We start from the raw sequence: 17,579 nt of genomic DNA, 5'->3' as shown, positions 1-17,579 counted from the left end.
GCCGCCCGGCCGGTTCCACCCCTCGGGGCGAGGTGGCACACGTCTCTCCGGTCGTATCGTTCGAGCTCACGGCCGCGAGCGGCGACGACAGCACGAAGGGGAGTCCTCCCGCCGATGGCGACAGACATCCGCGCGACCCGGCCGGCGGCCCGCCCGCCGGACCCGCGCCCGGTGGAGCTGCCGCGCGACGGGGGCCGGCACCACCGGGGGGACATCGAGGGCCTGCGGGCGCTCGCCGTCCTCCTCGTCATCGCCGAGCACCTGTTCGGCCGGCCGGTCGGCGGCTTCGTCGGCGTCGACGTCTTCTTCGTCATCTCCGGCTTCCTGATCACCGGGCTGCTGCTGCGCGAGCACCGCGAGCGCGGCCGGATCTCGTTCGCCGACTTCTACCGCCGGCGGATCCGGCGGATCCTGCCCGCCTCGGTGCTGGTGCTGGCGGTGACCGTGGTGGCGGCGCAGGTGGTGTTCTTCGAGACCCGCGCCCGGGCCACCCTCGAGGACGCGCTGTGGTCGCTGCTGTTCGCCGGCAACTGGCACTTCGCGCTGGAGGGCACCGACTACCAGCAGGCCGCGGGCCCGGTCTCGCCGCTGCAGCACTACTGGTCGCTGTCGGTGGAGGAGCAGTTCTACGTGGTGTGGCCGGCCGTGATGGCGGTGGCGCTGGCCCTGGCCGGCTGGCGCCGCCGGCACCGGGTCAAGGGCCTGAAGGGCATCGCCGCGATCACCGCCGCGCTGGTGGCCGGCGGCTACGCGTGGGCGCTGCACGAGACCGCCGCCGACCCCACGTGGGCCTACTTCTCCACGTTCTCCCGGGTGTGGGAGCTGGGCCTGGGCGCGCTGCTCGCCGTCACGGTGCCCGCCGCCGCCCGCATCCCGGCGCGGGTGCGCCCGCTGCTGGGCTGGGCGGGGCTGGCCGCCATCGGTGCCGGCGTGCTCGTTCTCGACGCGGGGACGCCGTTCCCCGCCCCCGGCGCGCTGCTGCCGGTGCTCGGCGCCGTCGCGGTGATCGCCGCGGGCACGGGCGGGGACTCCGGGCTCGGGCTGCTGACCAACCCGGTCGCGCGGTACGTCGGGGCGCTGTCGTACTCGCTCTACCTGTGGCACTTCCCGGTCATCGTCGTGCTGGCGGCGCTGATGCCGGTCGACCTCCCGTACTACGCGCTCGTCCTCGGGATCACCGCGCTCGGCTCGGTGGCGAGCTACCACCTGGTCGAGCAGCCGATCCGGCGGTCGGCGTGGCTGGTGCCCGGGGTGCCCGGGGTGCCCGGGGTGCGCCGGGAGCCGCGCGCGTGGCGGACCGGTCTGCGGCTGGCGACCGCGGTCGCCGCGGGGCTGGCCGCCGTCCTCGTCGCCGCGCAGGCCACCGGCATCGGCTGGCCGTGGAGCCGCGATGCCGGCGCGCAGACCCCGCCGCCGGCCGCGGCGAGCGCGGCGCCGGCCGCGGGCGCGGCCCGGGACGCGGCGGGAACCCCGGCCGCGAACCCGGCCGGGGAGCTGTCGGCGGAGATCTCCGCGGCGCTGACCGCCACGGAGTGGCCCGAGCTCACCCCCGGCCTGGACGCCCTGGGGCCGGCCGCCCAGGCGACCGAGTGGACCCGCGACGAGTGCCTCAACGTGCTCGACACCACCGACCGGTGCCGCTACGGCGACCCGCAGGCGCCCCGGACGGCGGTGCTGCTCGGCGACTCGGTGGCCATCAGCTGGATGCCCGGGCTGCGGGAGGCGCTGGGCGCCGGCTGGTCGGTGCAGAGCCTGACCCTGGGCCAGTGCCCGCAGGTCGGGGTGCGGGTGCGCAGCGTCCAGGAGATCCCGGGCTTCACCGACTACTGCGCCGAGCACCAGCAGTGGGTCCTGGAGCAGGTGCAGCGGCTCGCGCCGGACCTGGTGGTGGTCGGGTCGTCGGCGAACGCGGTCGACCGCCTGTCCTCGGGTGCCGACGGCGCGGCGGCGCTGGCCGAGTGGCAGGAGGGGCTGGCCGCGATGCTGGCCGGGCTGGACACCACGCCGGCCCGGGTCGTCGTCCTGGCCGCCCCGCCGGAGGGCGAGAACCTCGAGGAGTGCGCCACCCGCTTCAACGGTCCGCAGGACTGCGTGAGCTCCGGCCGCGCCGGCCACGGCGACCTCGTCGAGGCCGAGCGCGCGACCGTCGCGCGGTTCGCGCCGGCGGCGGCGGAGGTCGTGTACGTCGACACCCGGGCCTGGTTCTGCGACGCGCAGGGCCGCTGCCCCTCGTTCGTCGACGGGACGCCGGTGTTCGCCGACGGCACGCACCTCACCGCCGCCTACTCGCAGCGGCTGGCCCCGGTGCTGCGGGCGACGCTGCTGGGCTGACGGCCGCCGGGCGGGTCGGCTGGGGCGCATCCGCTTCCCGGCCGGCCCGCGAAGACCTCCGGACCGGTGGTCGACGGGAGGTCCGCGGTGAGCATCCTCGTGTTCGCGGTGCCGGCGCTGCTCGTCGTCGTCGCCGGCTACGCGGTCGGCTTCACGGTCGCGGGCTGGTGCGGGGCGTCGGCGACCGTGTGCGAGGGGATCGGCTGGACGACCGGGCTGGTGCTGCTGGTCGCCGTCGTGGTCGCGGCGCTGCGCTGGCACCGGCGGCGGACACGGCGGATGTGACGGACCGGTCCGAGCACCTCGGGACCGCGCGCGCCCGAAAGCGCCGGAGGGGTGACGATCCGGCGCGGGGCTCTCCCCCGGGCCACCGCCGCGCCTACCGTTGACCCCGAGGCCCAGCAGGAGGGCGCGCCCGCTCCGGAGGAGCCCGGATGAGCGGCTGGACGTTCGTCGTCGTGGTCCTGGTGGCGTGGCTCGCCGTCGCCGTCCCCCTGGCCTGTGCCCTCGGGGCGGCGCTGCGGGCCGCGGAGCGCCGCGACCGGGAGGCGCGTGCGGATCTCCCGGACCGGCTCGACGACGAGCAGGACTGGCCGGCGGTCGGCTGAGCTGCGCCCCTCCCGGAACGGGCCGGCGTGCGGGAGGATCGGGCCGTGGCCAGGAGCCCAGCCGGGGCAGGGCTGCTCGCGCTCGTCCTGCTGTCGGCGTGCACCTCGGAGGTCGCCGGGACGGCGGTCCCGGCGGGCGTCGTCACCGCCCCGCCCGTCCTCGAGGGGACGACGTGGTCGTCGACCTCCGCGGACGTCACCACCTCGGCCGGCGACACCTGCGGCGGTGAGCAGGAGCTCACCTTCCGGCCCGACGGCTACCTGGACTACCGCAGCCGCTGCGAGGACGAGCAGGGATTCCGCTCCTACGACGGCGAGGAGGACGACAGCACCTGGACCGTCGACGGCGAGGAGGTGCTGCTGTCGTTCAACGACGCGTTCAACGTGTGCGTGGCGGTGTTCCGGACGCCGCGGGAGCTGGTCGCCTCCTGCGAGAACGTGCGCGGCGACGTCTTCGAGCGGGTGTTCCGGCCCGGCTCGGCGTCCTGATCCTCAGCCCAGCAGCCCGCGGTCGGCCTTGGCCCGCAGCGCGGTGCGCACGGCGTCGTCCACCCGGGCGGCGAAGGCCGGGTCGGCCTCGGTGCGGGCCACCACGGCGTCGATCATCGCCGGCAGCACCGCGGGGGTGACGGTGAGCACGAGCGTGCCGCCGGCGGCCAGGAAGCGGACGGCGCGCTCGCCGGGGGCGAGGTCCTGCACGGCGCGGGCGTCGCCGAGGTCGTCGGAGATGACCACGCCGTCGAAGCCGAGTTGCCCGCGCAGCAGGTCGGTGACGACGACGGGGGAGAACGCGGCCGGCGCGGCCGGGTCGATGAGCGCGTAGGTGGCCGAGCTGGTCATGACGAACGGGGCGGCGTCGGAGGCGGCCAGCGTGCCGAAGGCGGCGACCTGCTCGTCGTCGGCGGCGGTGACGGTGTCGGTGACGCCGGAGCTCTCGTCGGTGTTGCCCTCGACCCGGCCCAGCCCCGGGAAGTGCTTGATGGTCGAGGTCACGCCGTGGGCGGCCAGCCCGTCGACGACCGCGCCCGCGGCGGGGACGACGGCGGCCGCGGTCGAGCCGTACTGCCGGCCGTAGTAGCCGATCGGCCGGTTGCGCTGCTCGGTGCCGGCCGGGACGACGTCCACCACCGGCGCCAGGTCGAGGTTGATGCCGGCCGAGGCGAGCGAGGCGCCCAGCCCGTCGGCGAGGCCGGCCAGCTGGTCGGGCGGCAGCGCGCCCTGGTCGACGGCGCGGGGCAGCGGGCCGAAGCCGGGGCCGGAGAGGGTCTGCACGTTGCCGCCCTCCTGGTCCACGGCCACCCACGGCCGGATGCCGGGGGTGAGGCCGGTGAACGAGGCGGCCGCGGCGGCCAGGTCGGTGGCGGCGAGGCTGCTGCGGCCGCGCAGGAAGACCCCGCCGACGCCGGTGTCGCGCAGCAGCGCCACCGCCTCGGGCGCCGGGTCGCCGGCGGGCACGCCGACCACGAACAGCTGGGCGATCTGGCGGCGGCGGTCCAGGCCGGCGAGCGCGGCGTCGACCTGCGCCTCGCGCGCCGCGGCGGCCTCGGCCTCCGGGTCGGGCGGCGGGGTGGTCGGAATGCCGGACCCGGCGGAGGGGGCGGACGGCGACGCGGCCGGCCGGGACGGGGAGCCGCCGCAGCCGGCCAGCACCAGCAGGACCAGGACGGTGACCGCGGCGGCCAGGCGGCGCGCGCCCCGGGGGGTCGAGCGGCCGTGGGTCGTTCCTCCGCGGCTGGGCACGGGTCCACTGTGCCGCAGGCCGCCGGGCGGGCTGCACCCGCCGCGCGGGGGCGGACCGCGGTACGCCCCGGGTGGCGCTCGGTCCGGTGGTGCGGGTGTCCAGCGGGAGGGTGGTTACCGGCGGACGGCGTCGAGCAGGCCGAAGACGACGTCGTCGTCCACGGGGGTCGTGGACTCGGCGGCGAGGGCGCCGTCGTCCGCCATCAGGCGTGCCGTACGGCCGACGGGGAGGATCTGCAGGCCCGCGCCGTACCGGCTCACGTCCACCGTGGTGCCGGGGGCCAGCCCCAGGGCATCTCGGAGGCTCCTCGGCACGACGATGCGGCCGAGGCCGTCGATGGTGACCTCCACCTCGACGACGCTACCGCCGGAGCAGCAGTTCTCGGGGTGGGTGCTGATCCTGGCCGCGCGCGCGATCCGGCCCCGCAGTGCCCTGACCGGCGCTACCTTCCGCCAACCCTGTACCGACGTCACGAGGGAGCGGACCGTGGAAGAGCAGATCGTCGCGGAGACCGATGCGGTCTACTGCTGGCCGGGCCCGAAGATGGGCATGACCGTGTTCAGCGCCAAGCTGGGCAAGATGGTGCTCACCGACCGGCGGCTGCTCTTCCTCTCGGCCGGCAAGTCCGGTGGGGCCCAGCTGGCCGCCGGCGCGGCCGGGCTGCCTACCTTCGGCGGCTCGCAGGTCTCCGTCTCGCTCGACGGCGACGGCGGCCTCGAGGTGCCGCTGGCCGCGGTCACCCGGTGCGAGATGGGCAAGAAGCGCGCGCTGGTGGTCTGGCACCGCAACCAGGACGGCTCGGAGACGGCGCACGCCTTCGGTCAGCGGATGGGGATGCCGGCCGGGCACGACTGGGTCGCGCAGATCGACCGGCTGCGGGGAGCGGCGACGGCCTGACCCCGTCCCCACCCTCACGGGGACCCCGCCCCGAGCCGGCGGGTAGCTTCGCTCCCGCGACGACCCCGGGAGCGTGATGAGACGAGCACTCGCCGGCCTGGGGGCGGTGGCCGTGCTGACCAGCGGCTGCGCCTCCATCTCGGCCGCGGACGAGGACGCCTGCGACCGGCTGCACTCCGCGCGGGCGGCGTCGAACCAGGAGGAGCCCAGCGAGGACAACCTCCGCCGGATCGTGGACGAGGTGGGCGACATCCCGGGGGACGAGCAGCTCTCCCCGCAGCTGCGCGAGGCGGTGCGCGTCGTGATCCGCGACGTCGAGCGGCTGCTCGACGACCGCAAGGCGAAGTTCCTCGGGCCGCACTACCGCGACGCCCTGTCCACGTGCATGGACCTGGGTTGGTAGCCGCCGCGGCTCCGTGTTGAGGGTCGGCGACGATGGACCCCTCGCGTCCCAGCCGTCACAACCGGCTGTTGAGGACGGCGCGGTCTCGCTAGCGTCGCCTGCCTGAGCCAGAGGGGGCCGGCGATGGAACAGCAGCAGCAGGGACAGCCGCACGCGACGAAGGTGCGGCGGATCGTCTCGCTCGGGATGTGGCTGGTGGCCGCCGGAGCGGCCGTCGTCGTCGGGCTGGACCCCGAGGGGCTCGCCCAGTCCTGACGGATCAGCCCTCGACGTCGCCGACGAGCCAGTCGGCGACCTCGCTGAGGTACGCGCCGGCCCGCCGGTGGGCGGCCGAGTCGCGCCACGCCTCGAACGCGGCGCGGTCGGCGAAGACGGCGTCCTGGACGAGCACCGCGCCCTTGCGGGTGTCGAGCGACCAGCCAAGGCGCCACGACAGCAGCCCGAGTGCCCGGCCGGACGCCTCGACGAGGTCGTACGCCGCGGCGCGGGCGTCGGCATCGACGTCGTCCCGGAAGCGGAACAGCACGAGGTGCCGGTAGGGGCGCACGGGTGCATCGTGCACCGGCCCGGTCGCGCTCGGGGACGGGCCGGGGGCCCGCACGGCGACGTCGTCCGTCGGACGGTCGGGTTCGGAGCGCGACGGTAGGTTCGGGCCATGGCACGGGGGGACCACTGGTGGAACGAGCCGCCCTGGTGGGCCTGGGCGGTCATGGCGGCGAGCCTGGTGGCGATCATCGTGATGCTGCCGTTCGCGCTGAACCGCCAGCCGCCGGAGCCCGACCTGTCGACGGGCTCGGCGCGCACCCCCGAGCCCGGCGGCGCACCGACCCCGGCCGCCGGCACGGCGGGCACGTCGGCCCCGGGGACGGCGCCGGCGGACGAGGACGTCGCCCAGGTGCTGGTGATCGGGGACGTCGACACCGCCGGCTTCGAGACCGGGGCCATCGGCTGGCCGGCCGTGCTCCAGGAGCGGCTGACCGACGTCGAGATCACCGTGGCCACGACCGGTGACGCCGGCTACGTGACCACGGAGGGCCCGGCGGATGCCACGTTCCCCGAGCTGATCGCCGACGCGGACCTCGACGACGTCGACGTGATCGTCGTGTTCGGCAGCCGCTACGACGCCTCCGGCATCGCCGACCAGGTGGACTTCGCCGTCAACCTGTCGGTCGGCGCGATCGGGCAGCGGGCGCCGGACGCCGAGCTCATCCTGATCGGCCCGGCGTCGCCGGCGGACCCGGCCCCGGCCGGCGTCCGCAACAACCGGGACGTGATCCGCGCCGCCGCAGAGTCCGGCGAGGCGGTGTTCGTCGACCCGCTGACCGACGGTTGGCTGGCCGACGCCCCGGAGCTGGTCGGCCCCGACGGCGAGCACCTGATCGCGGAGGCCGACGTCTACCTCGCCAACCGCATCGCGCCGCTCATCCAGGAGGCGCTGCGGGCCTGACGGATCGGTGGGTGGATCCGCAGCGTTCCGCATCACGCGCGTCTCATGAGCCGCTGCAGTCCCGGATCTACGCACCCGACGGAGTGGCCGCCGTACTGCGGGCGCACGCGCCCCTAGCGTCGCTTGTCGCCGGCGCCCGACCGCACGGAACGGGCGCGACGAGGAAGGAACGGGATGAGACGACGCATCGGGATCATCGGCGCTCTGGCGCTCGGCATGGGTCTGCTGACGACGGGGTCCGCGTACGCGGCGCCCGCGAACACGGGCACGATCTCCGTACCGCAGGACTTTGTGCCCGCCCTGTCGGACACGAGGGCGACCGGTCACTACGACGTGGTGGGCTCCGGCCTGCGCATCTGGACCGAGAGCAACACCAGCACGGACAAGGTCGCCGAGTACGTCGCCACCAGCACGCCGCTGGCGGACGCCGGCGAGCCCAGCCTGGAGTACACGCCGACCGAGGGGGCGATCCCGCCGGGGTTCCAGTTGGTCGTCGACTTCGACGGCAACGGCACCGCGGACGGCATCCTGGTGGGGGAGCCCACCTACAACGGCGTCTGGTGGTTGAACAACGCCGCGCAGCCGTTCGTCAAGGCAGGCGCCCCGGCGACCGGTGGTGGCTACGGCAGCAACTGGCACGGCACCCTAGACCAGTGGCGCGCGGAGTTCCCGGACGCTGACGTGGTGGCTTTCGGCTTCTCCCTCGGCTCCGGCGTGCGCGGTGACGGCGTCATCGCAGCGATCAACTTCGCCGGGACGCGGTACACCTTCTCGGAGCCCGTGACGCTGACCAGCAAGGACGAGTGCAAGCAGGGCGGCTGGGCGACGAGCACGAACCCGGTGTTCCGCAACCAGGGCGAGTGCGTGAGCTCCTTCGCCAAGGCGAAGAAGTAGCGGTAGCAGGAGCCACGCCGGAACCGATCCCGGATCCGGCGTGGCTCCTGCTCGTGCGCCGGCCCGCAAGTCGCATGCGGTGCTCCCGGCGGAGCGCCTGTGCGTCGTCTCCGGCCCGCTCCGCTCGGGGACACGGCATCCGGTGTCAGCTGCGCAGCATCGGCGCACCTACCCTGCCGCGGGCGCTGTCATCGCGGCACCATGCACTGGCACGACGGGGGAGTAGGACCATGACCGACAGCATCTGCGAGGGCTGCGGCACCGGGCTGCCGTACGGCGCCGGCTGGTGCCCCGGCTGCGGGGCGCCCCTGACCGCGCCGCCGGCCGTACCCGCTGCCGCCGCGCCGCACGCTCCGCAGTGGACCGCTCAGCAGCCGGCAGACCCGTCTGCGCACGGCCTCGTGCTGCCGCCCGCACTGCAGCCTCGGGCGTACGCGTATGGCCAGGCCCCGTTCGGCCAGGCGCCGTCCACCGGCCATGCCGGCGGCCCGGCCGGCCCGCCGCGTGCGCCGGGCGCCGCGACCCTCGAGGCGCTGCTCTCCGGGGACTGGCTCGGTGCGCTGCGGTCTGCCGCGCTCGCCGTCGTCGCCATGCTCGCCGTCTCGCTGGTCGGCATGCTGCTGATCGCCAACGGCCAGCTCGGCTTCCGCGAGACGCTGGTGCTGATCCTCGGCGGGGCGTGCCTCGCCGTGGGCGGGGACATGTTCGGCCAGGCCGAGGCGAGCTCCTTCGACTCCGGTGCCGCCTCGGTCAGCGTCGGGATCCTGCCCCTGACGGTTACGGTCGTCGGCCTGCTCGTGCTCGGCTCCTCCTTCGCCCGGCGGCTGCGCAGGCGGGGCGTCACGGGCGACCGGGACGTCGTCCTCCAGCTCGTGCGGACGTCGCTGCTGTTCGCCGTGCTCTTCCTCCCGCTGTCGCTGCTCACGCACTACCGGCCGGACCGCTTCGGCGATGACGCCCTCGCCGACCTCGTCGACGTCGAGGGACGGATCGGCGTCGGCGTGTGGTCGACGCTGAGCGGCGCGCTGCTGTTCGCGGTCGCGGCGACCGGCCTGGTATCGCTGCTGCGCGGCTCCGGCCCGCTGCTCGGCCGGTTCCGCCCGCGCGTGTTCCCTGCGCTCATGGGCGCGCTCGCGGTGTTCGCGACGGGCGCGCTGGCGATGGCCGTCTTCGTGGTCTGGGGCCTCACGGACATCCCGGACGGCGGCGCCCCGACGCTGCTCGGCGTCTCGCTGCTCGGTTTCGTGAACGGCATGCTGGCGGCGGTCCTCTGGACGGCCGGCGTGCAGCTGACCGGTCAGGGTGGCCTGGCCGGGGAGTTCACCCGCGGCTCGGACTCGATCGACCTGCTCACCTTCACCGACATCAGCGGCTTCTACTGGCTGGCGCCGGTGGTGCTGTTCGTCGTGATGCTGTGCGTGGCCGTCGTTGTCGTGATCCGGCAGCACACGCTCGTGGAGGCGCGGCTCGAGGGCCTGCGGTTCGCCGCGGCGCTCGCCGTGGTGGCACTGGCCGCGGCCCTGCTGCTGCGGATCGTGGTGCAGACGAGCGCCGGCGGGGGGCCGGGCTTCGGTGCCTCGACCACCGCGTCGGCGACGTTCAACCCGTTCCTAGCGGCGTTCGTCCTCGCCCTGTGGGGCGCGGTGACGGGCCTGATCGCGCCGGCGATCGCCGCCGGCCTCCCGCCGGGCATGGTGCAGGCGCTGCGGCGCCGCTTCGGCATGGGCCCGCAGCCGGCCTCCGTGGCTCCCGCACCGGTGGCGCCGCCCGCGCCGCCGCAGCAGTGGTCCTGACGTCCTTCCCTCCGCTGTGGGCGGGCTCATCGACGATGGCGGGGTAGGCCCGCGCACCTGCGGTTATCCCCGTACGGCGACGGCCGGGTCCGCCGATGGCCTCCTCGGCCAATAGGCTCACCGGCCCACGGGGATGACGTGCGCAGCGAGGCCGCGTCGAGACAGGGAGACCGATGCCGCAGGTGCAGCTGTCGTGGGGGAGTGCCACCCACATCGGGCAGCGCGAGGAGAACCAGGACCGGCTCCTCGCGGTGCCTCCGGTCTTCGCCGTTGCCGACGGGATGGGCGGCCACGCAGCGGGGGCCGAGGCGGCCCAGAAGGCGGTCGACTGCCTGTCGGCGGTCATCGGCCGGCCGATGCTGACGGTGGACGACCTGCAGGAGGCGGTGCGGACCGCCGACGAGGGCATCCGGGCGCTGGGCGAGACGGACCCCTCCATGGTGGGTGCCGGCACCACGGTGGCGGGCGTCGCGCTGGTGCAGGACGGTGATGAGTACTGCTGGGCGGTGTTCCACATCGGCGACTCGCGGGTCTACGAGTGGACGCCCACGTCATGGCGTCAGGTAACCGTGGACCACTCGCTCGTGCAGGTTCTCGTGGAGAGCGGGCACGTGGCGCCGGAGAACGCGGCGACGCATCCGCAGCGCAACATCGTCACCCGGGCGCTGGGCGTCGGGGCCGGCGGAGATGCTGATGTGACGATGCTGCGTCTGGAGGTGGGCCAGCGCTTCCTCGTCTGCTCGGACGGACTGTCGAACGAGGTCGCCGATGCCAGACTCACTGAGTCGCTCGGTGGTGCCCGGCCGGCTCAGGAGGTCGCGCACAAACTTGTGCAGGAAGCGGTCGGCAACGGTGGGAGAGACAACATCGCCGCGATTGTGATCCATCTCGACGCGGTCTTGGACGACCTAGTCCGCCAGCCGACCGAGGGCTGATGGCCGGTCACCTGCGCCTGAGCCTTGTCTGAAGAGTCGCGGAGATCGATGTTGGCGACCTCGACGGTGGCGTCGTAGCGGACGGCGAGCTTGTCGCACCGGGGGGCAGAGGCGCGGGCTCTGCTTGCGCCGGTTGATTCCGCACTGCACGATGTGCCGCTGCCGGTAGCGGTCCCGGTCGCACACGGGGGCCGGCCGCCCTGGCTCTGGCGCGGCGGTGGGCCATGTGTTCGACCGTGTTCGGGATCGTCGCGGGGTGCCTCGTCGGCGTAGGTAGGCGTGGGTTGCCGCGGCCACTGGATAGTGGCGATACGTGTTGGTTGACCGAGACGGCGAGTACGTAGGACATGCCACGCCCCCCAGGGAAGCCGCAGCCCGGGAGAGCTGCCCGTACACCCCGTCACCGGCCGCTCGGTCGATACCCGGGTCGACGCGCTCTTGGCCACCGTCCCCGAGGAACAGTGGCGGCGCTTCTCGGCCGGCCGGCGCGGCAAGCGCCCGCGAATCTACGGCGGATGCTGATCCCCATCCGCCTCTCGTCCCCCGACCGGCCGGTACTGGCTGCTGGTCCGCCGCCGCCTGTCCATCAGCGAACTTGCCCAACACCTGTGCTTCTGCCCGGCGCAGGCCTCGCTGGCCGACTAGGTCGCGTCGCCGGACGCTGCTGAGCAATCAAAGAGACCTTCGAGACCGGCAAGGGCGAAGTGGGCCCGGACCACTACCAGGTCTGCCGCTACGACGCCCGGTACCAGCACATCACCCTCGGCTTCCTGATCGTCACCCGCGCCGCCACCAAGGGCAAGATAGGCAGACCCGGACCTGCCCGGCGAGCTCACGGCGCTATCCCTTCCCAAGATTCGCCATTTCATGACCTGCCTGGTCTGGCGCCCGCTGCGCCACCCCGAACACGAGTTGAGCTGGTCTCGCCGGCGCCGCAGACACCAGGCTCGAGCCAAGCCCGCCGCTGCCACGACGTCCGACTCGGCACCGCCGGCGAAGTGCGGATGTGGGACTGGGAGTCGCAGCGCTCGCCGTGGTGATACCACCGAAGCGGACTCGAGCACATCACTCGCCCCAAACATCACGCTGTGCGCACGTGTAGCCGCCTTGAGTGCCAAGCTGGGGGACGTGCGTCGGGCGACTCAGGTATGCGTGATCCTCGTCCTGCTCGTCGGCAGCCTGCTCCTCGTCGGCCCCGTGTCGAGTCCCGTGGATGGATCACTCGAGCAGTCGACCCAAAGCCGGGCGACGCCCCAGGATCAGCGCCCCCCGCAGGCGGCTGGCCCCCCCACCGCGCAGTCGCTGGCCCGCGAGTCGAAGGTCAGGGCGCCAGGATCGCCGGGTCGCGGAACTCTCCCCACGTTGCCGGCTCCGGAATCGACCGTCGGCGAAAGCGCATCCGTGCCGCCCCCGTCTTCCTCTCAGGATGAGACATCCGTCGCAGCCAACGAACCCACCCCGGTCTGGGTGCTCACATTCGCGGAGGACTTCGAGTCAACCCTGGATGACGCCGTCTGGCACAACTATTGGGCTACCTCCGGTGCGACTGGTGAACTTTATCGGCCGAACCATGTCACCGTGTCCGACGGCGTGCTTACGATCGCCGCATTCCCGGAGTACGGGAGGTATGTGACCGGTGGGCTTGCCATGAGGCAGGGGCAGACATACGGCAAGTGGGAGGTTCGGGCGCGCGTGCAGGACGGTGCCGGAATCAGCGTGAACGCGCTGCTCTGGCCTGACGACGGATCCTGGCCACCGGAGGTGAACTTCCTCGAAAACGCGCAGAGCCCGCGTGTTCTCAACACGGCAACCGTGCACTATGGCGTCGATGACCGGATGCTTCACGAGACAGTCGCGGCGGACCTCAACGAGTGGCACACCTGGGGTGTCGAGTGGAGCCCAGACGCCCTGCGCTACACAATGGATGGTTCGGTATGGGCGACCGTGGAGGACGCCGCCGTTGTCCCGCAGACCTCGATGCACCTGGCTCTGCAGCTGGACGCTTGGCGGTCGTCGTCCGGTTGGCACGACACCATCGATGCGACGACGCCCGAGCGCGTCGAGTACGAGGTCGACTGGGTCCGCGTATACATCGCGGCGTGACGTTCCGTCATGGAAAAGTGTTGAATGGTTGCACAAGTCGCGAGCAGGCGATTGACATCAGGCCGGTCGTTGGCTGGCTCCACTTGGGGCGCCATCCACCTCGGGGAGTGGTGGTGAGGGGTGTGACATCTCCATCCGCCGCTCCTTCGGATGAGAGCGTCGATGAGGAGTTCCGCCGACTCTCCCCGTGCCCTAGTCTTCGCGCTCATGGCAGACGGGGTGCAGCAGGCAAGGACTGAACGCCATCCTCGAATGCCCTTCTTCTGCCGATCGCGTGGCCTTTCGTGGTCGAGGGAGTCCCGGTGGGCGTGGCGGGTCGCTGACATCGCGTCCGATCGAATGGCCATGCGGGACGTGCCGGCATGATGGCGGATCCTCCTGTATCGCTCGATCGCAACCGCCGGCCAGCGGATCAAGTCGCACCCGTCGCAGTCTCGAGACACGCGGTGCGTCTTGATTCACTCACTGGACTCCGATTCTATGCCGCGCTCATCGTGGTTATCGACCACACTCTCGCTGCTCTCTTTCCGGGCGCTTGGCTTACCAAGGCCTTCTCGCTCGGAGGCGTTGGCGTAAGCTTTTTCTTCATCCTGTCCGGCTTCGTGCTGACCTGGTCTCGCGACGAACGGCAGGGTGCCCACCACTTCTGGAGGAACAGGTTTGCGCGCGTCTATCCGTTGCATGCTCTGACCTGGCTCGGGGCTGGCCTCATCATCCTCGCCGGCGACGAGTCCGTGTCCGTCCCGGCTGCGCTCGCGGCCCTGCTGTTGATTCAGAGTTGGAGTCCCGACCCGGACGTGTACTTCGCCATGAATGGACCGTCCTGGTCCCTGTCCGACGAGGCATTCTTTTATGCCGCATTCCCCTTCCTCGCACCTCGGGTGCTGCGTCGCTCAAAGGACTTCCTGATCCGCGCCATTCCCCTCGCGGTCGTGGGTGTCGCCATGGGGACCCTGGCTATGCACGTCCTACTCCCACAGGGAACCACCGTCACATATCTGTATATCAACCCTGTGTATCGCATCTGGGAGTTTGTGTTCGGAATTGCGCTCGCGGCGCTGATGAGGTCAGGCCTGTCGAGGGTGCCAAGTTTAAGATGGGCGGTAGCGGCGGTCGTCGCCGGTCTAGTCCTTATTGCCACCCTGCACGTCCTGCTAGTCGAAGGTCTCGGCATCTTCGAGGGCGTCCTCCCTGCTGGCATTCCGACGCATTTCGCCTCACTCGCTCTGGTTCCACTGTTCGCCTGGCTCATCATCGCCGCCGCTCAATGCGATCGTGCAGAGGAGGGCAGTCATTTCAGCAGGGCGGAAATCGTCACGCTGGGGAGATGGTCCTTCGGTCTATACCTGGCGCATTACCCCATTATCATGGTCCTGGAAGACATGTCGCCGGACAATTGGGTCAACCAGGTGCGACTGGTCGTGATCATAGTCGTCATCGGCTCCTCGATCGTTGTCTCGGGACTCCTGCACAAGTTCGTGGAGGCGCCGATCGAGCGCCGTCTTCGTGTCCGACGAGAATCTCGGCGGGCCAATTGAGCATGGAGTCCTCGTATGTCGACGGGCCCGGGGGCGCAGCCGGACACGCCTTCCTCACCGGTTCCCGTGGTGACGGTGAGGAGGCGCCTCAGTTGCGCTATCCGGATCTGCGAGCCGCCCGTCCGCTGGGGTGTCCGTCGTCGTTCGCGCACAGTGGCTGCGCGCAATGACGTTCGTGCAACAGGCCGACGGCGACCGTCCGCCTTCCGCGCCGACCGCCAAGGTCGTCGCCAAGGGGGCGCTGTGGAACTACGCGGCACAGATTGCGACGGTCATCGTCCAGGTGGCCTACGCAGCTGTCACGTCCCGCCTAGTCGGCGCTGAAGCCTTCGGCGTCTTCGGTGCCGCGGTCACGAGCGCGGCGCTCATCAACCTACTGGCGACCGCGGGTCTCCCTCAAATAGTCGGCAGGATGCAGACCCTTCACGAGTCTCGCCTGCGAGGGCTACTGATCTATGCAGGAGGCGTCGGGATCATCGCGGCTGTCGTCTTGATCCTGACGGCACCGGGGTGGGCCAGGCTGTGGGGGTTGCCAGACGTCGCCGGGATGGTGCGCCTCCTGGCCATAACGTCGTTCCTGGCCCCCTTGTTTGCGTTGGGGACCGGACTGCTCCTCCGACTTGGACGCTTCCGCGTCCTGGCGGTTGTGACGTTCTTCGGCAACGCGGCCGGCATGGCGGTCGGCGTGGTCGTCGTCGCTGTGACGAGGTGGGCAGCGTCCTTGGCGATCGCGGCGATCGTCGCCCAATTCATCATCGTCGTCACGACGTTGGGCATCGCACGCGATGGGTTCCGTGGGCGTACCACGTTTGGAACCGTTCTCCGAGACGTCAAGTTCAGCGGAAAGACAGCGTTCTCAGGAGTGCTCTCTTACACGGCTGGTAACGTCGGCAAAATCGGCGTTTCCCAGGCATTCGGGCCGGTGGCGCTCGGCAACTGGAACCGCGCGGAGGCGTTGACGACCACGCCCTTCTACCAACTGCAGGCGGCACTAATCCAGGCTGTTTACCCCGAGTTTCGCCACGACATCGGTGGTCACAGTCGAACGGCCCGCGTGTGGTCGGACCTGATCGGCGTCATCGCCTGGATCTGCTTGCCCCTGGGCGCGGCCGTCGCCGTCGTCTCACCCGTCGCCATTCCCCTCGTGCTCGGCGAGGGATGGGAGCAGGCAGGACGATTCGCTCCGTGGTTGGCGATGATCGGGGGGATCCAGGCAGTCGTCTTCCTCTTGGTGTCCGGGCTCGAAGCTCTGGGCCGCTTTCGCTGGGTGTGGACGGGGCACGCGATCGCCATCGTGGTCAACGTGATAGGCGCGGTCCTCGCAGTGTCCCTCGGCACTCCCACGTATTTCCTGGTGGGGATCCTCGCCGGCCTGCTGGGTATGCACGTCTTCCATGTGGTGATGTGCGTCAGAGCAGGGCTTGTGGAGGCGAAGCGAGTGGCAACTCACTACCTCGGGGTGGCGGCCTTTGCTGGCGTTGTTGCGCTCACGTGTGTTTTCGTGATCAGGATCCCGGCCCTCCTGGACTCGGCACCCTGGTCCGTGGTCGGCGGAGCCGCCTTGCTGGTCCTTGGAAGCACCGCGCTCTGGCATCGGCGGCGAGTACTGCCTCCGCTGGTTCTCGCCCGGTCATACGGGCTGGTGAAGTGACGAAGGGTCACGAGTCCGTCGTGCTCCCGTGGTTCCCGGACTTGAAGGGATGACGATGAGCCCGAACGCGCTCCTCAGCCTCACTAGAGCGAATATCATCGGCCTGCGGGGCGGTCTCGGCAACCAGCTATTTCAGTACTCGTTCGCGCTGTGGTTGCAGAAGCGGACCGGTTGCCCTTCTCGGCTCGACCTCAGCGCCTACCGGGGGCGCCCCGAGGCCCTTAGCCTGTCAGAGTTCGGGCTCCATCGAGTCCGGCCGGATGGCTTCGCGGGGCTTCTTCCTCATCCGGGATATAGGCATGATTGGCTGGCCCGCGCATGCCGATCACTGCGTGGCCCGCGAGAGATCTTCACGGAAGGCGACCCCGCGGCGGGGCCGCCGCGGTTTCCCGGGCTGGTAGAGCTGAGCGCCCCGCGTTGGTACTACGGCTACTGGCAGCACCCTCGGGTCGTGGAGGAGGTGCTGGAGGACGTCCGGGCGGAGATCGGAGTCGATTGGAACGAAGATGAGGAGGTGGAGCCGATCGCAGTGCACATTCGGCGCGGCGACATGGTTCACCACGTGTCCATCTTGGATCCCTCCTACTACCCGCGCGCGCTCCGGCGGCTCCGCGAGGTCAACGGGCTGGCCGAGGACACGCCGATCGCCGTCTACTCGGACGATCCCGACTGGTGTCGCCGGGAGATGGGGCTCGGGAACGCGCGGTTCGTCGTGCCCGGATCCGCCAGCGCGGATTTGGTGCGGCTCGCACGTCATGACTTCCTCGTGCTCTCCGGGAGCACGTTCTCTTGGTGGGCGGCGTCACTGCGCCACCGAGCCCCCGACACGGTGGTTGCCCCCGAGCCGTTCAGCATGGTTCCGCACCAGCGACTTGAGCGAACCGGCTGGGTGCTCGCAGAAAGATAGGGCCTTCGGCGGCTCTTCTTACTTGAGGTCGGGCTGGTCAGTCCGCCGGCGATGAGGAGCATGCGTAGGCGGTAGTTCTCGCGCTTGCGGAAGGCGCGGGCGACCCGCCGGTGGAGGTCGATGAGGCCGTTGACGGCTTCGGTGCCGTCGTTACTGGCGCGGCCGGTGTCGAAGTAGGCCAGGAACGCCTCCCGCCACTGCCTCAACCCTGATCCACCGACGGAATTGGGCTTGTGGTTCCCCCGAGATCGTGGAGGGCTTCCCTATGCCGCTGCTCGGTCGAGCGCGGTCGTCTCGTAGGTGATTGGTGACAGGTTCCCGGCGGCACTGT

General features: G+C 71.5%; 18 protein-coding genes and 1 pseudogene. 15 read left to right on the top strand and 4 right to left on the bottom strand.

The annotated features are described in order from the left end of the window. Positions 1–114 precede the first annotated feature (114 nt). The 4 genes from ACK586_RS17290 to ACK586_RS17275 all read left to right on the top strand — a co-directional run bounded on the left by ACK586_RS17290 (position 115) and on the right by ACK586_RS17275 (position 3,428). Positions 115–2,331: an acyltransferase family protein gene (locus tag ACK586_RS17290; RefSeq protein WP_409331738.1), complete on the top strand. Its 2,217-nt coding sequence runs from the start codon at positions 115–117 to the stop codon at positions 2,329–2,331. 87 nt (positions 2,332–2,418) lie between these two features. Next, positions 2,419–2,616 (top strand): hypothetical protein, encoded by a 198-nt coding sequence (locus ACK586_RS17285; RefSeq protein WP_409331737.1) that lies wholly within the window; start codon positions 2,419–2,421, stop codon positions 2,614–2,616. A gap of 149 nt (positions 2,617–2,765) precedes the next feature. Then, a complete protein-coding gene (locus ACK586_RS17280; protein ID WP_409331736.1) occupies positions 2,766–2,939 on the top strand; it encodes a hypothetical protein in 174 nt (57 codons plus the stop codon). A gap of 45 nt (positions 2,940–2,984) precedes the next feature. Next, on the top strand, positions 2,985–3,428 hold the full coding sequence (locus ACK586_RS17275) for a hypothetical protein (protein WP_409331735.1): 444 nt from the start codon (positions 2,985–2,987) through the stop codon (positions 3,426–3,428). Positions 3,429–3,431: 3 nt separating this feature from the next. Here ACK586_RS17275 and ACK586_RS17270 read toward each other — a convergent pair whose 3' ends face one another. Beyond that, positions 3,432–4,679: a glycoside hydrolase family 3 N-terminal domain-containing protein gene (locus ACK586_RS17270; RefSeq protein WP_409331734.1), complete on the bottom strand. Its 1,248-nt coding sequence runs from the start codon at positions 4,677–4,679 to the stop codon at positions 3,432–3,434. A gap of 114 nt (positions 4,680–4,793) precedes the next feature. Then, a complete protein-coding gene (locus ACK586_RS17265; RefSeq protein ID WP_409331733.1) occupies positions 4,794–5,030 on the bottom strand; it encodes an AbrB/MazE/SpoVT family DNA-binding domain-containing protein in 237 nt (78 codons plus the stop codon). Between the two features lie 136 nt (positions 5,031–5,166). Between ACK586_RS17265 and ACK586_RS17260 the strand changes: the two genes are divergently transcribed. The 3 genes from ACK586_RS17260 (at position 5,167) to ACK586_RS17250 (ending at position 6,235) form a co-directional block, all read left to right on the top strand. Beyond that, complete coding sequence (locus tag ACK586_RS17260) at positions 5,167–5,577, top strand: hypothetical protein (RefSeq protein ID WP_409331732.1); 411 nt, start codon at positions 5,167–5,169, stop codon at positions 5,575–5,577. A gap of 76 nt (positions 5,578–5,653) precedes the next feature. Next, positions 5,654–5,980, top strand: coding sequence for a hypothetical protein (locus tag ACK586_RS17255; protein ID WP_409331731.1), 327 nt, complete (start codon positions 5,654–5,656; stop codon positions 5,978–5,980). Between the two features lie 123 nt (positions 5,981–6,103). Beyond that, positions 6,104–6,235: a hypothetical protein gene (locus tag ACK586_RS17250; RefSeq protein WP_409331730.1), complete on the top strand. Its 132-nt coding sequence runs from the start codon at positions 6,104–6,106 to the stop codon at positions 6,233–6,235. 4 nt (positions 6,236–6,239) lie between these two features. Here ACK586_RS17250 and ACK586_RS17245 read toward each other — a convergent pair whose 3' ends face one another. Continuing rightward, entirely contained in the window at positions 6,240–6,527 is a 288-nt protein-coding gene (locus ACK586_RS17245) for a Dabb family protein (RefSeq protein ID WP_409331729.1), read from the bottom strand. 108 nt (positions 6,528–6,635) lie between these two features. Between ACK586_RS17245 and ACK586_RS17240 the strand changes: the two genes are divergently transcribed. From ACK586_RS17240 to ACK586_RS17205, 8 genes and pseudogenes are all read left to right on the top strand, one after another. Further along, the gene (locus tag ACK586_RS17240) at positions 6,636–7,427 is read left to right on the top strand and encodes a hypothetical protein (protein ID WP_409331728.1); all 792 of its coding nucleotides are present in this window, start codon (positions 6,636–6,638) and stop codon (positions 7,425–7,427) included. A gap of 174 nt (positions 7,428–7,601) precedes the next feature. Beyond that, a complete protein-coding gene (locus ACK586_RS17235; RefSeq protein ID WP_409331727.1) occupies positions 7,602–8,321 on the top strand; it encodes a hypothetical protein in 720 nt (239 codons plus the stop codon). Positions 8,322–8,551: 230 nt separating this feature from the next. Next, positions 8,552–10,114, top strand: coding sequence for a hypothetical protein (locus ACK586_RS17230; RefSeq protein WP_409331726.1), 1,563 nt, complete (start codon positions 8,552–8,554; stop codon positions 10,112–10,114). A gap of 173 nt (positions 10,115–10,287) precedes the next feature. Beyond that, positions 10,288–11,049: a PP2C family protein-serine/threonine phosphatase gene (locus ACK586_RS17225; RefSeq protein ID WP_409331725.1), complete on the top strand. Its 762-nt coding sequence runs from the start codon at positions 10,288–10,290 to the stop codon at positions 11,047–11,049. 1,467 nt (positions 11,050–12,516) lie between these two features. Further along, on the top strand, positions 12,517–13,152 hold the full coding sequence (locus tag ACK586_RS17220) for a glycoside hydrolase family 16 protein (RefSeq protein ID WP_409331724.1): 636 nt from the start codon (positions 12,517–12,519) through the stop codon (positions 13,150–13,152). 362 nt (positions 13,153–13,514) lie between these two features. Further along, positions 13,515–14,690, top strand: coding sequence for an acyltransferase family protein (locus tag ACK586_RS17215; protein ID WP_409331723.1), 1,176 nt, complete (start codon positions 13,515–13,517; stop codon positions 14,688–14,690). Positions 14,691–14,856: 166 nt separating this feature from the next. Then, on the top strand, positions 14,857–16,341 hold the full coding sequence (locus tag ACK586_RS17210; RefSeq protein WP_409331722.1) for an oligosaccharide flippase family protein: 1,485 nt from the start codon (positions 14,857–14,859) through the stop codon (positions 16,339–16,341). A 49-nt stretch (positions 16,342–16,390) separates the two neighbouring features. After that, a pseudogene (locus ACK586_RS17205) lies at positions 16,391–17,167 on the top strand (alpha-1,2-fucosyltransferase); the annotation flags it as partial. Here the strand turns inward: ACK586_RS17205 and ACK586_RS17200 are convergent. Beyond that, a complete protein-coding gene (locus tag ACK586_RS17200; RefSeq protein ID WP_409331721.1) occupies positions 17,095–17,454 on the bottom strand; it encodes a transposase in 360 nt (119 codons plus the stop codon). The pseudogene ACK586_RS17205 and the gene ACK586_RS17200 sit on opposite strands and share 73 nt — an antisense overlap. Positions 17,455–17,579 lie beyond the last annotated feature (125 nt).

It is taken from the genome of Trujillonella humicola (assembly GCF_046233715.1).
GTDB lineage: Bacteria > Actinomycetota > Actinomycetes > Mycobacteriales > Geodermatophilaceae > Trujillonella > Trujillonella humicola.
Note: the sequence above shows the minus strand (reverse complement) of the source record. Positions and strands in the feature narration are given on the sequence as shown.